This is a genomic window from Streptomyces sp. NPDC048496 (assembly GCF_043200055.1).
GTDB lineage: Bacteria > Actinomycetota > Actinomycetes > Streptomycetales > Streptomycetaceae > Streptomyces.
The window spans coordinates 26,279-40,735 of the sequence record NZ_JBICXB010000001.1; the positions used below are offsets into that span (position 1 = coordinate 26,279).

At 69.2% G+C, this 14,457-nt stretch carries 12 protein-coding genes and 1 tRNA gene; 11 read left to right on the forward strand and 2 right to left on the reverse strand.

What is annotated here, in order from left to right:
- The first annotated feature begins 412 nt into the window (after positions 1 to 412).
- Positions 413 to 1,900 (forward strand): PP2C family protein-serine/threonine phosphatase, encoded by a 1,488-nt coding sequence (locus tag ACGFSA_RS00130; protein WP_393298330.1) that lies wholly within the window; start codon positions 413 to 415, stop codon positions 1,898 to 1,900.
- A gap of 125 nt (positions 1,901 to 2,025) precedes the next feature.
- Entirely contained in the window at positions 2,026 to 3,489 is a 1,464-nt protein-coding gene (locus tag ACGFSA_RS00135; protein WP_393297361.1) for an aminopeptidase P family protein, read from the forward strand.
- 40 nt (positions 3,490 to 3,529) lie between these two features.
- Here ACGFSA_RS00135 and ACGFSA_RS00140 read toward each other — a convergent pair whose 3' ends face one another.
- Positions 3,530 to 4,069, reverse strand: coding sequence for an ATP-binding protein (locus tag ACGFSA_RS00140; protein WP_393297365.1), 540 nt, complete (start codon positions 4,067 to 4,069; stop codon positions 3,530 to 3,532).
- 227 nt (positions 4,070 to 4,296) lie between these two features.
- Between ACGFSA_RS00140 and ACGFSA_RS00145 the strand changes: the two genes are divergently transcribed.
- The 9 genes from ACGFSA_RS00145 to ACGFSA_RS00185 all read left to right on the forward strand — a co-directional run bounded on the left by ACGFSA_RS00145 (position 4,297) and on the right by ACGFSA_RS00185 (position 14,269).
- On the forward strand, positions 4,297 to 5,118 hold the full coding sequence (locus ACGFSA_RS00145) for a hypothetical protein (protein WP_393297367.1): 822 nt from the start codon (positions 4,297 to 4,299) through the stop codon (positions 5,116 to 5,118).
- A 181-nt stretch (positions 5,119 to 5,299) separates the two neighbouring features.
- Positions 5,300 to 6,046: a YcnI family protein gene (locus tag ACGFSA_RS00150; protein ID WP_393297370.1), complete on the forward strand. Its 747-nt coding sequence runs from the start codon at positions 5,300 to 5,302 to the stop codon at positions 6,044 to 6,046.
- A 143-nt stretch (positions 6,047 to 6,189) separates the two neighbouring features.
- Positions 6,190 to 6,843: an SCO family protein gene (locus tag ACGFSA_RS00155; RefSeq protein ID WP_393297373.1), complete on the forward strand. Its 654-nt coding sequence runs from the start codon at positions 6,190 to 6,192 to the stop codon at positions 6,841 to 6,843.
- A complete protein-coding gene (locus ACGFSA_RS00160; protein WP_393297376.1) occupies positions 6,840 to 7,289 on the forward strand; it encodes a copper chaperone PCu(A)C in 450 nt (149 codons plus the stop codon). The genes ACGFSA_RS00155 and ACGFSA_RS00160 overlap by 4 nt, the downstream gene beginning before the upstream one ends.
- A 14-nt stretch (positions 7,290 to 7,303) precedes the next feature.
- Positions 7,304 to 9,250, forward strand: coding sequence for a copper resistance protein CopC (locus tag ACGFSA_RS00165; protein ID WP_393297380.1), 1,947 nt, complete (start codon positions 7,304 to 7,306; stop codon positions 9,248 to 9,250).
- Between the two features lie 8 nt (positions 9,251 to 9,258).
- Entirely contained in the window at positions 9,259 to 10,569 is a 1,311-nt protein-coding gene (efeB, locus tag ACGFSA_RS00170) for an iron uptake transporter deferrochelatase/peroxidase subunit (RefSeq protein ID WP_393297383.1), read from the forward strand.
- 27 nt (positions 10,570 to 10,596) lie between these two features.
- A complete protein-coding gene (pheA, locus tag ACGFSA_RS00175) occupies positions 10,597 to 11,532 on the forward strand; it encodes a prephenate dehydratase (RefSeq protein ID WP_393297386.1) in 936 nt (311 codons plus the stop codon).
- Positions 11,533 to 12,185: 653 nt separating this feature from the next.
- A complete protein-coding gene (serS, locus tag ACGFSA_RS00180; protein WP_393297389.1) occupies positions 12,186 to 13,475 on the forward strand; it encodes a serine--tRNA ligase in 1,290 nt (429 codons plus the stop codon).
- Positions 13,472 to 14,269 (forward strand): HAD family hydrolase, encoded by a 798-nt coding sequence (locus ACGFSA_RS00185; protein WP_393297392.1) that lies wholly within the window; start codon positions 13,472 to 13,474, stop codon positions 14,267 to 14,269. Before serS ends, ACGFSA_RS00185 begins: the two co-directional genes overlap by 4 nt.
- A 99-nt stretch (positions 14,270 to 14,368) precedes the next feature.
- On the opposite strand, the gene ACGFSA_RS00190 is transcribed toward ACGFSA_RS00185, so the two are convergent.
- Positions 14,369 to 14,455 (reverse strand) — tRNA-Ser (locus tag ACGFSA_RS00190).
- Positions 14,456 to 14,457: the final 2 nt, after the last annotated feature.

Consider the following 14,457-nt stretch of genomic DNA (forward strand, 5'->3'; position numbering starts at 1 on the left):
GTATGCGGTACTTCACCGTGCGTACATGCTCTCTATATCTGCGGTGCGGGTCACCCGTCGGTACCGAGCGTGAGCCGAGTCGAGCTGAGCCGGGTCCAGCCAAAAGCATGGCGAGGGGCAGCGCGCGTCGCGCCTGCCGTCCGCTGGTGCACAACCCCGCCACTCGGGGGTGGCGCGCGGTCGTCGTAGTTGAGGACGCCCGGGTCCTCTGCCAGGTTCCGGGGTGACCGGAACTACCCCCGGTTCCTCACCGATTACGTACCCCGCAGGCCCGGAATGACGCTCCCGCCGGGACTTCACCCCGCGGGCACCTCCTGTCGAGCCGGACCCAGTCGACCGCAATTGGCCGCCATAGGGTGCATTTTTTGGCCAACTTGCTGGTCCCATGGACACCACCAATGCCGTAGGGACAATGCTGGACATCGGCTCACTTGTGCGTGTACATGTGGATGCACTGATAGCGGCGCAGAATGACATGGGGGTTTGCGATGCTATTCGACGAAACGCACTGGTCGGAAAGCCGGTTGCCATGAGCGCCCCTCACCTGCCGAAAGTGGCTGGAATCGATCCCATGGTTCCTGTTTCAGCACACACTGCCGGGCCCCTGGCCGATGTGGCCGCCGCACCGGGAGCCTTCATCCAGGACCGTCTGGCCGGCTGGGTGTCCGACCTCACGACGCTCCATGAACTCACCGAGCGGCTGGCCAGAACGAGCACCCTCGACGACGCACTGCACGAACTTCTGGATGTCGGCGCGGCTCTCGTCGGCGCCCGCCGCGGACTGATCGTGTTCGAACCCTCCGACCGTCGCGGCCCGGTCTCCACCATCGGTCTCGGGCTCGCCCATGCCGAGCTCGGGCACATCGAGACGGTGCCGCGCAGCGCCACCTCGTACGGACGGATCCTGGACGGTCTTCCGGCCACCGAAACCCCGCTGACCAGCCCTGACCTTCTCGGCGACGCAAGCGTGGACCCCCGCCACCGCGAGGTCGCCGCCCGGCTCGGATACGCCGCCAGCTACGCCCTGCCGATCGCCACCGACGCGACCGGACGACTCGGCGCAGCCGTCTGGCTGTACGACGAGCCCGCCGAGCCGCTGGATCGCCAACGTCATCTCGTCGGCCTGTATGCCGGGTACGCGAGTGAGCATCTGGCCCGGTTGCTGGAGCTGGAACGGGCCAGGGCCGACGTCGCCACCATCACGGAGGAGCTGCTGCCCAGCCGACTGCCCCGGGTCACCGGCGTACAGTTGGCCGCCTGCCATCGCACGGCACCGCTCGGCGGCGGTGACTGGTACGACGCGCTGACGCTGCCGGAAGGCGCACTCGGTCTCGCCGTCGGTTCGGTGGGCGGTTCCGGGCCGAGCGCCCTGGCCGCCATGGGACGGCTGCGGGCGGGCCTGCGGGCGTACGCGGTGATGGAGGGCGAGGATCCGGTCGCCGTCCTGTCCGATCTGGAACTGCTGCTGCGGCTGACCGAACCCGCCCGGTCCGCGACCGCGCTCTTCGCCTACTGCGAACCCGCCCGCCACAGGATCCTGCTGGCCGGCGCAGGCCACACCCCGCCGCTGGTGATCGGCGACCGGCGCACGGAGTTCGTCGAGACCTCGTTGTCCGCACCGCTGGGCATGCTTGCCTGCTGGGAAGCGCCGAGCGTGGAAATCGCCCCGGCGCCCGGCGAGACCGTGCTGCTCTACACCGACGGGCTGTTGCGCCGTACCGGCGACTCGATGGACCGCGCGTTCGCACGGCTCCACTCGGCAGCCGCGAGCGTGCCGAGGACGCTGCGCCATGACGCCGGGTTCGTCGCCGACCATGTCCTGCGGACCGTCCTCCCGGACGGGTTCGACCAGGCCGACGGCACAGAGGATGTCGTGATCCTCGCCGCACGCTTCGACTGAACCGATCATTTCGGCTGAGTGGTGTCTTCCGGCTTCCGCGTGTAAGAGGTCCTACGGCCCTGGGCCCCCTTCCGTGCGCCCGTACGATGGACGAGATCCAGTGTCGTATCAAGGAGAGTCAAGCCGTGTCTGAGGAGCTCATCCCGGAGAACCCGGAGACCGAAGAGACCGAGACGGTCAAGCAGCGGAAGAACGGCCTGTACCCGGGCGTCTCCGATGAGCTCGCCGCCGGCATGAAGTCGGGTTGGGCCGACACCGAGCTGCACGGCCTCGAGCCGATCGCGCAGGCCGGTCACACCGCCGACCGCCGCGCCGCACTGTCCGCCCGCTTCCCCGGCGAGCGTCTGGTCATTCCCGCAGGCAAGCTGAAGACCCGCGCCAACGACACCGAGTACGCCTTCCGCGCGTCCACCGAGTACGCGTACCTCACCGGCGACCAGACCCAGGACGGTGTGCTCGTCCTGGAGCCGAAGGACGGCGGCCACGAGGCGACGATCTACCTGCTGCCGCGCTCCAACCGGGAGAACGGCGAGTTCTGGCTCGACGGCCAGGGCGAGCTGTGGGTCGGCCGCCGCCATTCCCTCACCGAGGCAGAGCAGCTGCTGGGCATCCCGGCGAAGGATGTGCGCGAGCTCCCGGCCGTGCTGGCCGAGGCCACCGGCCCGGTCCGCAACCTCCGCGGCCACGACGCGGGCATCGACGCCGCGCTCACCGACAAGGTCACCGCGGAGCGCGACGAGGAACTGAAGATCTACCTCTCCGAGGCGCGACTGATCAAGGACGCCTTCGAGACGGCAGAGCTGCAGAAGGCCTGCGACGCCACGGCGCGCGGCTTCGAGGACGTCGTGAAGGTCCTCGACAGGGCCGAGGCCACCAGCGAGCGCTACATCGAGGGAACGTTCTTCCTGCGCGCCCGCGTCGAGGGCAACGACATCGGCTACGGCTCGATCTGCGCGGCCGGCCCGCACGCCACCACCCTGCACTGGGTGCGCAACGACGGCCCCGTGCGCTCCGGCGAGCTGCTGCTCCTCGACGCCGGCGTCGAGACCAACGACCTCTACACCGCCGACGTGACCCGGACCCTTCCCATCAACGGCACGTTCACGCCGCTGCAGCGGAAGATCTACGACGCCGTGTACGAGGCCCAGGAGGCGGGCATCGCCGCCGTCAAGCCGGGCGCGGCCTTCCGCGACTTCCACGACGCCGCGCAGCGCGTGCTCGCCGAGAAGCTCGTCGCCTGGGGCCTGCTGGGCGACCTCTCCGTGGAGAAGGTCCTGGAGCTGGGTCTCCAGCGCCGCTGGACCCTGCACGGCACGGGACACATGCTCGGCATGGACGTCCACGACTGCGCCACCGCGCGCACGGACACGTACGTCAACGGGACGCTGGAGGCCGGCATGTGCCTCACCGTCGAACCTGGCCTGTACTTCCAGGCCGACGACCTGACCGTGCCGGAGGAGTACCGCGGCATCGGCGTCCGGATCGAGGACGACATCCTCGTCACCGAGGACGGCAACCGGAACCTCTCCGACAAGCTGCCGCGCCAGGCCGACGAGATCGAGGCCTGGATGGCCCAGCTCAGGGGCTGACCACCGGGAATCCGCACCCGTGCGCCGGAGGGCCCCCTGCTCAGGACACCATGAGCAGGGCGCCCTCCCGCCATTTCAGAACCTTGTCGAAGCTCACCACCGCGCCACGGCCCGGGCGGTTGCCGAAGTGGACGTGGTCGGCGAGCTGCTCGATCAGACAGAGCCCCCGGCCGTCCTCGGCGCCGACGGGCGGCAGGAACTGCTGCTGATGTTGATCCGACTGCGGCTGATCAGCAGTGCGAAGCGCGCACCGCGCGGGGAAACCGGGCCCCGAGTCGGCGACTTCGATCCGGCATTTCTCGCCGTCCAGATACGCGGTGACCCGGTACTGCCCGGAGGCCGAACCGGACTGCTCGTCCCAGGCGTCCCATGTGTCCCATGGGGCCCCGGGGGCGTCGACGTCTCTCCGGTCCCCGCCGTGCTCGACGGCATTCGCACAGGCTTCACTGAGCGCGACCGAAAGATCGAAGGAGATGTCCGGATCCACGCCGGCGGTCTCCATGGTGCCGAGCAAAAAACGACGGGCGAGCGGAACGCTCGCAGCTTCGCGCCGCAGATGGAGTGACCACCACATGCTCATGCTCCAGCCTCCTGGCTGCGGCTCGACATACCGATACGTATTGCCGCACCGGGCGGTTCGTAAGCACAGACCTGATGTGAAACCGCTCATTCGGCGGATACCCGCACTTGGAGCACCCGTGTATGCCAGGCCCGACAGCAAGAACGCCGCGCACCCAATCGGGCGGAAGGCGACCTTCCGGGCCTGCCATACCGATTCCCGGGGCGCAGTGCGATGATGGCCCGGCCATGTCTACGCCTGTCGCACGCGCCGGAGCCGGTCTGCGGCTTCTGAGGGCCGCGGTGTTCACCGCGGTCTGTGTCGCGCTGTCCGCGGCAGGGCATGCACTGGCCTCCTGCGCCGACGTCCCCTGGTGGACGCTGCTCGCAGGCTTCCTCGGAGTCTTCACGGTGGTGGTGGCGCTCGCCGGACGCGAGCGTTCCCTGCCGTCCATCGCCGCCGCCCTGGCCGGTGGGCAGCTCGCCCTGCACACCCTGTTCGGGCTGGGCACGCACAGCGCGTCCGGTACGCCGACGCAGGCAGCGGCGGACGACGGCTCCCTGGTCCGGTTCGCCGCAAGCGTGATGTGCGGCGCCGGACCGGCACAGCTGAACGCCGCCGAAGCCCACCGCATCGTCAGCGACGCGGGCATCGATCCGGCGACGGTGACAGGCATGGACCATCAGTCCATGGCCGCCGCCGGAACCGACCCGACCACCCTCGCCGGGCTGCTCACGGGTCTGCTGCCCAGCCTGCCCATGCTGCTCGGCCATCTGCTGGCCGCGCTGGCCACGGGCTGGCTGCTGCGGCGCGGCGAGATCGCCTTGTTCAAGCTGGCCAGGCTGTCCGCGCACGGCGCCCAGCAGCTCGCGGCCGAGACCCGGTTGCGCGCGCTGCGGGCCGCACTCGTTCTCGTACGAGCACTGCGGGCCGGTCTCCCGGTTGAGGCCGCGACCGGGCCGCGCGCCCCCCGTACCGCAGCCGACGCACCGGCTCCGGTCACCGGCGACCCACTGCAGCACCAGGTGATCAGGCGCGGGCCGCCGTCCGTATTCACCCTCGCAGCCTGACGCGACGCCCTCCGCTCGTAGCACGCACGAACCGTTCGCGGTGATCACCCGGCCCATGCCCGGTGGCGCCCGCCCGGCACGGTGCACGCACGCCGCACGTGAGGAAGAGGTGTCGCGATGCCGTCGCGCACCTGTGCGGCGGACCACCCTTCCTTCGTGCTTCTGTGGAGTGATTCCTGCCATGAACATTTCCCGCATCGCCCTGGCCGGCGGCGTCGCCGCCTCCACCGTGCTGATCCTCGCCGGTACGGCCTCCGCGCACGTCAGCGTGCAACCACAGGGAGAGGCAGCCAAGGGCGGCTACGCCACGATCAACTTCAAGGTCCCCAACGAGCGCGACGACGCCTCGACGACCAAGCTCGAGGTCAACTTCCCGACCGACCACCCGCTGGCCTCCGTGATGCCGCAGCCGGTGCCCGGCTGGAAGATCGACGTCACCAAGAGCAAGCTGGCGAAACCGCTGGACATGCACGGCCAGAAGATCAACGAGGCCGTTTCCAAGGTCACCTGGACCGCCGAGGGCAGCAAGAACGACCTCGGTATCCGCCCGGGCGAGTTCCAGCAGTTCCCGCTCTCCGTCGGCCAGCTCCCCGAGGACGCCGACCAACTGGTCTTCAAGGCCATCCAGACGTACGACAACAAGGAAGTCGTCCGCTGGATCGAGGAGCAGAAGGACGGCGCCGAGGAGCCCGAGAGCCCGGCGCCGGTCCTCAAGCTGACCGCCGCGACCACCGACGAGCACGGCAGCACCGCCGACGACAAGAGCGGTGCGGCGAACGCCGACGAGGCGAAGGACAAGCACACGGAGGCTGCTTCCGCCTCGTCCTCCAGTGACACCACCGCTCGTGTCCTCGGAGTGGTCGGCATCGCCATCGGCATCGCGGGGGTGGCCTTCGGCTTCCTCGCAGGCCGCCGCCGCAGCGTCTGAGACCCCCGGCCCTCTCTTTCGAATCAGGCCGCTCTTCCGGATCGGGCCGCCGACACGCGGTCCCGGGCCCAGGAGCCCGGCCTGATCCGGAAGAGGGCCCCGAGCCCCACCGTTTTCACCGACCCATCAGGAATCAGCGATCCATGCGTAAGAAGACTGTGCTGGTCGCGGCGTTCGTCGCCGCGGCAGCACTCACGTTGTCGGCCTGCGGCAGCAGCGACGACAGCGCCAAAAAGCCCATCGCCGACGTCTCCGCCGAGGCGAAGACCAAGGCCGCGACGGTGCTCGACCAGCCGTTCACCAAGCCGAATCTCGTCCTGACCGACACCCATGGCAAGAAGTACGACCTGCGTGAGCAGACCAAGGGCAGGCCGACGCTCATCTACTTCGGCTACACCAACTGTCCCGATGTCTGCCCGCTGATCATGAGCAACATCGCCATCGCCAAAAAGTCCCTGCCCAAGGCCGACCAGGACAAGCTGCGGGTCGTCTTCGTCACCACCGACCCCGAGCGGGACACCCCGTCCTCGCTGGGCAGCTGGCTCAAGGCCCAGGACGCCTCCTTCATCGGCCTCACCGGCGACTTCCCGACTATCCAGGCGGGCGCACGCCAGATCGGCATCGGCATCGACCCGCCGAAGAAGGAGAAGGACGGCACGGTCGTCTCGATGCACGGGTCGCAGGTCATCGCGTTCTCCCCGAAGACCGACAAGGGGTACGTGCTGTACAGCGAGGACACCTCGCCCGACGACTACACCAAGGACCTCCCCAAGATCATCAAGGGGGAGACTCCGTGAACCGCCGCACCACCCTCGCCGGCGCCCTCGCCCTCACCACCGGGCTGGCGCTTGCGGGATGCTCGGCCTCGGACAGCAAGCCCGAGCTGAAGGTGACCGGCGCGTTCATGCCGCAGCCCGTCAGCGACATGGCGGCGGGCTTCCTCGTCGTGCGGAACACCGGCGGCAGCTCCGACCGGCTCACGTCGGTCACCAGCCCAATCTCGGACCACGTCACGATCCACGAGACGAAGAACCAGACGATGCGCATGGTGACGTCCTTCGAGGTGCCCGCCGACGGCGAGCTGGATCTGGAGCGCGGCGGGAGCCACATCATGTTCACCGCGCTCAAGGAGCGGCCCAAGCAGGGCGAGACGGTGACCGTGGAACTGCACTTCGAGAAGGCCGACCCGATAACGGTCGACCTTCCTGTGAAGGAGACCACCCACAACCCGAAGAAGCAGTGAGGGACTGACACACCATGACAGCCACCGCCCCGCACTTCGGGCCGTCCCCGTCCGTGCCCCCGATGCGCCGGCCACTCGCCGCGGCCGCACTCCTCGCCGCGCTCGTCACCATGGTGGCGGGCCTGCTGCTGGGCAGTGCGGCACCCGCGTCCGCACATGCCGCGCTCACCGGGAGCGATCCGCAGGACGGGGCGGTGGTCGCCACCGCACCCAAGGAGGTCACGCTCACCTTCTCCGAGCAGGTCGCCATGGGCGACGGTTCCATCCGGGTCCTGGACCCCGGTGGCAAGCGCGCCGACACCGGTGCGGCTCCGCGTGATCTGCAGAGCGGCTCCACCGTGAAGTACGGCGTCACGCTCCACTCCGGGCTGCCCGACGGTACGTACACCGTGGCCTGGCAGGCGGTCTCCGCGGACAGCCACCCGGTCTCCGGTGCCTTCACCTTCTCCATCGGGGCCCCCTCCGAGACCACCGTCGCCCTCCCGTCGGACAAGGCCGGCGGTGGCCTGGTCGGCACGCTCTACGACATCGCGCGGTACGCCGCGTACGCCGGGTTCATCGTGCTGGCCGGTGGCGTGGCCTTCGTCCTGGCCTGCTGGCAGCGCGGGGCGGGCGCGCGCCCGCTGCAGCGTCTGGTCGTGCGCGGCTGGCTGACCCTCACCGCGGCCACCCTGGCCATGCTGTTCCTGCGGAGCCCGTACACCGGCTCCGGGAAGCTCGCGGACGCCTTCGACCTGGACGGCCTGAAGGCCGTGCTCGACACCAAGCCCGGGGCCGCGTTGGTCTCACGGCTGCTGCTGCTCGGGGCCGCCGCACTCTTCATCGCCGTCCTGTTCGGGGCGTACGCGAAGCGCGAGGACGAGCGGGAGAAGAAGGACCTCACGTTCGGACTGGCCATCGGCGGCGCGGTCATCGCCGCCGGGATCGCCGGAACGTGGGCGCTCGCCGAGCACGCCTCGACCGGGATCCAGCCCGGTATCGCCATGCCGGTCGACGTGCTGCATCTGCTCGCCGTCGCCGCCTGGCTGGGCGGACTCGCAGCGCTCCTGGTCGCGCTGTACCGGACGCCGGACATCGGAGCCACGGCGGTACGGCGCTTCTCCCGTATCGCGTTCGGCAGCGTGCTCGTACTCACCGCGACCGGGCTCTACCAGTCCTGGCGCCAGGTGGGCTCCTGGTCGGCGCTCACGGGCACGGGGTACGGGCAGTTGCTGCTCGTGAAGGTGGGACTCGTCGCCGTACTGGTCGGGATCGCGTGGATCTCGCGGCGATGGACGGCTCGGCTGACGGCGGCCCCCACCGAGGTCGGGACCGCGGTGGCCCCCCAGATGGACGCGAATGCCTCCGCCAAGGTGGAGAGCGAACCTGCGGACAAGTCCGAGGACCCGTCACGGGCCGCCCAGCTCGCCCGGCAGAAAGCCGCTGTGGCAACCGCCACGAAGAAGCGGATCCGCGATGCCGACCCCGAGCGGTCCGGACTCCGCCGCTCCGTGCTGGCGGAAGTGGGCGTCGCGGTGGCGCTGTTGGCAGTGACGACCGTGCTGACCTCGACCGAGCCGGGACGTACCGAGGAGGAAGCGGCCCGGGCCTCGACCGGCACATCCGCGCCCGCGGCCGAAGGACCCGTCACGCTGAGCCTGCCGTTCGACACCGGAGGCCAGAACGGCAAGGGCACGGTCCGGATGGACATCGACCCCGGCCGTACCGGCACCAACGGGCTTCACCTCTGGATCGACGGACCCGACGGACAGCCCATGGACGTCCCCGAGGTGAAGCTCGCCTTCACCCTGAAGTCCAAGGACATCGGGCCGCTGCCCGTCCTCCCCGACCGGTTCACCGAGGGGCACTGGACGGCGAGCGGCATCCAGATCCCGATGGCGGGCGACTGGACGGTCGCCGTGACGGTCCGTACGTCGGACATCGATCAGACCACCATTGGCAAGAACGTGAAGATCGGCTGAGCGGGATCGTGAGCACAGACAGCAAGAAGAGCGGAAACAACGGGGAGAGCTCCACCGGCGAGATCTCCCGGCGGCGGTTGCTCGGTACCGTGGGTGCGGCCGGGGCGACCGGAGTGGTGCTGGGCGCGGCAAGCGGTGCGATCGGTTACGCCGCAGCCCGCCCCGACGAGCCGACAGCGCTGACGACGGTCGGCTCGACCGAGGAAATGTTTCACGGGAAACATCAACCGGGGATCACCACTCCGCTTCAAGCACGTGGGCATCTCATCGCCTTCGACCTGACACCCGGCACCGGGCGGAAGGAAGCCGCCGCCCTGATGCGCCGCTGGTCGGCCGTGGCCCAGCGCCTGATGGCCGGCGAACCCACCCGTGGGGGCAGCGCGGACGGCACGGAACACGACACCGGGATAGCGCTGGACGCCGGACCCTCCTCGCTGACCATCACCTTCGGCTTCGGGCACACCTTCTTCGAACACACGGGCCTGGCGGACCACCGGCCGCCCGGGCTGGATCCCCTGCCGCCGTTCTCCGCCGACCGGCTCGACGCCAAGCGCTCCCACGGCGACCTCTGGGTGCAGATCGGCGCCGACGACGCGCTCGTCGCTTTCCACGCCCTGCGCGCCATCCAGAAGGAGGCCGCCACGACGGCCCGGGTCCGCTGGCAGATGAACGGTTTCAACCGCACCCCCGGTGCCACAACCGCGCCGGCAACCGCCCGCAATCTGATGGGGCAGATCGACGGCACCGGGAACCCGAAACCCTCGGAGAGCGACTTCGACCGGCGCATCTTCGTACCGTCTCAGCCGAAGGCGGGCGACGAGGCGAAGTACGCCTGGCTGGCCGGTGGCTCCTACGCGGTCGTACGGCGGATCCGGATGCTGCTCGACGACTGGGAGAAACTCCCGGTGACGCAGCAGGAGCGGGTCATAGGGCGGCGCAAGTCGGACGGCGCGCCGCTGAGCGGTGGCACCGAGACCACCCCGATGGACCTCGACAAGGCGGGCCCCGACGGCAGGCTACTGATCCCGGACAACGCCCACGCCCGGATCTCTTCCCCCGAGCGGAACAGCGGGGCTGCGATGCTGCGGCGCCCCTTCTCTTACCACGACGGCATCGCGGCCGACGGCACTCCCGACGCCGGGCTGCTGTTCATCTGCTGGCAGGCGGATCCACTGAAGGGATTCGTACCGGTGCAGCGCAAACTCGACCGGGGCGATGCACTGTCGCCGTTCGTCCGGCACGAGGCGAGCGGCCTCTTCGCAGTGCCGGGCGGTGCGGCGCAAGGGGAATACGTGGGGCAGCGGCTCCTGGAGTCCTGAGCGGGCAAGGCGCACTAGGGTGACGGTATGTCCGCCACGCGCTACGCCTATCTCGGTCCCGAAGGCACCTTCACCGAGGTCGCCCTCCGTACGCTCCCGGAAGCCGCCACTCGGGAACTCGTCCCGATGGTCTCCGTACCGGCGGCTCTGGACGCGGTACGGAGCGGGGCTGCCGCGGCCGCCCTCGTACCGATCGAGAACTCCGTCGAGGGCGGCATCACCGCGACCATCGACGAGCTGACCACCGGCGAACCACTGATGATCTACCGCGAGGTGCTGCTCTCCATCACCTTCGCGCTGCTCGTGCGGCCCGGCACCAAGCTGCACGACATCAAGACCGTCACCGCGCACCCGGCGGCACAGCCACAGGTACGCAACTGGATGGCGGCCCATCTGCCGGAGGCCGTATGGGAGTCGGCCGCGTCCAACGCGGACGGTGCGCGGCTGGTGCAGGAAGGGCGGTACGACGCCGCCTTCGCCGGTGAGTTCGCGGCGGCCACCTACGGCCTCGAACCGCTGGTGACGGAGATCCACGACGCGGAGAACGCGCAGACGCGCTTCGTGCTGGTGGGGCGCCCTGCCCGGCCCGCAGCGCCGACCGGCGCGGACAAGACGTCGGTGGTCATCTGGCTGGGCGACGACCACCCCGGCGCACTGCTCGAACTCCTCCAGGAATTCATGGTGCGCGGGGTGAACCTGATGCTGATCCAGTCGCGGCCGACCGGGGCGGGCATCGGGAACTACTGCTTTGCGGTCGACGCCGAGGGACACATCGCGGACCGTCGCGTCGGGGAGGCGCTGATGGGGCTGAAGCGGATCTGCCCGAAGGTGCGGTTCCTCGGTTCGTATCCGCGTGCGGGGGTGGTGCCGAAGGACGTGCGGCCGCTGCGCGACGGGACGTCGGACAGGGAGTTCACGGACGCCTCGGACTGGCTGGCCCGGGTCCAGGACGGCCGCGCCTGATCGGGAACCGGAGGATCGGGCCTGATGGCCTGGGGTGACGGCCGGCGCCGAAGCCCTGGGCCGATGGCGGGGTTGGGTTCCCTGCAACGGCACGTGCGCACATCGCCGGGTATTACTTGCCGATTTTCACAATCCACAAGAGTTATCCACAGGGCTGGTTCTCAACCTGGGGACAAGTTGACACCCAAGCATGACATGGTCGACAAATCGCCCCACTCGCCCCACATCCACCCACACGGCTACAGGCTGCCCGTGTCATCTCAATTCCATTGATCAACTCCTTAGGGCGAGGAATTCCCACCCGGATGAGTGTGTGAAGTGAGTTTGAACGGAGAATCCATGAGCCGTCATGCGGCTTTCGGAATGATCTCTTCCCGTGTCCACAGATCTCCCCCACAGCCTGTGGATAACCCTGGAGGACTTCCCACCCCTGTGGACAAGCATCCTCAACTCCCCCTGCGCGCATGACTGATACGTCAAGGGCGAAAGCCCTTTCTGCCCCACTTGGGGGAATAGGGGCTCCTTATTGACAGCCGGGACCGATCGCGGGCAATAAACCTCCCCCCTTTTACCAATTCGGGCAATTCGGGCAAAGTGACACGCTTGGCAATATCGGTTCGAGCTACGGAAGCGCACACCGGTAGCCTGGAGGGGTGATTGACCTTCGCCTGCTCCGTGAGGACCCCGACCGTGTTCGCGCCTCCCAGCGCGCCCGTGGAGAGGACGTCGCGCTCGTCGACGCCCTTCTCTCCGCCGACGAGCGGCGCAGGTCGTCCGGTGTCCGCTTCGACGAACTCCGTTCCGAGCAGAAATCGCTCGGAAAGCTCATCCCCAAGGCTTCTCCCGAGGAGCGCCTCGAACTGCTCAAGAGGGCCGAGCAGCTGAAGGCCGATGTCAAGGCGGCCGACGCGGCGCAGGACGAAGCCGACGCGGAGGCCAAGAGCCTGCTGCTTCAGCTCGGCAACATCGTCCACGAGGACGTGCCGGTCGGCGGCGAGGAGGACTTCGTCGTCCTGGAGACGCACGGCACCATCCGCGACTTCGGCGCCGAAGGCTTCGAACCCAAGGACCACCTGGAGCTCGGCGAGGCGCTCGGCGCGATCGACATGGAACGCGGCGCCAAGGTGTCCGGCTCGCGCTTCTACTACCTGACGGGTGTCGGCGCGCTGCTGGAGCTCGCCCTCGTCAACGCCGCGATCGCGCAGGCCACCGAGGCCGGGTTCATCCCGATGCTGACCCCCGCGCTGGTCCGCCCGCGCGCCATGGAGGGCACCGGTTTCCTCGGCCAGGCCGCGGAGAACGTGTACCACCTGGAGAAGGACGACTACTACCTGGTCGGCACCTCCGAGGTCCCGCTCGCCGCTTACCACATGGACGAGATCATCGACGCGGACAAGCTGCCGCTCCGCTACGCGGGCTTCTCGCCGTGCTTCCGCCGCGAGGCCGGTACGTACGGCAAGGACACCCGGGGCATCTTCCGCGTCCACCAGTTCGACAAGGTGGAGATGTTCTCGTACGTCGACCCGGCGGACGCCGAGGCGGAGCACCGGCGTCTCCTGGACTGGGAGAAGCAGTGGCTCACCGGCCTCGAGCTGCCGTTCCAGGTGATCGACGTCGCCACCGGCGACCTGGGGGCCTCGGCCTCCCGGAAGTTCGACTGCGAGGCGTGGATCCCGACCCAGGGCAAGTATCGCGAGCTGACGTCCGCATCGAACTGCGACGGTTTCCAGGCGCGCCGCCTCTCCGTCCGGATGCGCGACACCCGCGACGGCAAGAAGGTCCTCCAGCCGCTCGCCACGCTGAACGGCACGCTCTGCGCCGTACCGCGCACGATCGTGGCGATCCTGGAGAACCACCAGCTGGCAGACGGTTCGGTCCGGGTGCCCGAGGTGCTCCGTCCGTACCTGGGCGGGCGCGAGGTCCTGGAACCGGTCGCCAAGTGACCTTCCCGTACAAGCTCGTCGCCACCGACCTCGACGGGACGCTGCTGCGTAACGACGACACGGTCTCCGAGCGCACCCGCGAGGCACTGGCCGCCGTCACCGCGGCCGGTGCCGCGCACATCATCGTCACCGGGCGGGCTGTCCCGTGGACCCGGCACATCCTGGACGACCTGGGCTACCAGGGCATCGCGGTCTGCGGCCAGGGCGCGCAGGTCTACCACGCGGGCGAGCACAAGCTGCTGACGTCGCTGACGCTGGATCGCCAGCTCGCCGGCCTCGCGCTCTCCAAGATCGAGGCGGAGGTCGGGCCGCTGGCGCTGGCGGTGAGCCGCGACGGGCTCGACGGCGAGGTGCTGGTCGGTCCCGGCTTCCGCGGACAGGAAGGGCCCCTGCCGGCCGTCTTCGTGAAGGACGCGACCGAGATGTGGTCCGCGCCCCTGAACAAGGTCTACATCCAGCACCCGGAAATCGACGACGACGCACTGGCGGACGCAGCGCGTGGGGCCGTCGGCAACCTGGTGGACGTGGTCATGGCAGGCCCGGGCGTGGTGGAGATCCTGCCGCTGGGGCTGAGCAAGGCGACCGGGCTCTCGCTGGCGGCGCGCCGGCTGGGTGTGAAGGCGGCGGACACACTCGCCTTTGGTGACATGCCGAACGACATCCCGATGTTCGCCTGGGCGCAGCACGGGGTCGCGATGGCCAACGCGCATGACGACCTGAAGGCCGTCGCGCACGAGATCACCGCCTCGAACGAGGACGACGGCATCGCTGTGGTGCTGGAGCAGCTGCTCTAGACGGCTCCGCAGACCCCGCGAAGGCGGAGAATCACGGGCCGGGTGCAGGCATGCGCCCGGCCCGTGATCGTGTGCGGCCCCGGCGCGGGGTTGTCTGTGCGGAGGATGCGCGGATCGAACGCGCGCGGGGTCAACAGCCCGACCACGGCTTAGCAAGCCGCTGCCTTACCACTCGGCCAATCCTCCGG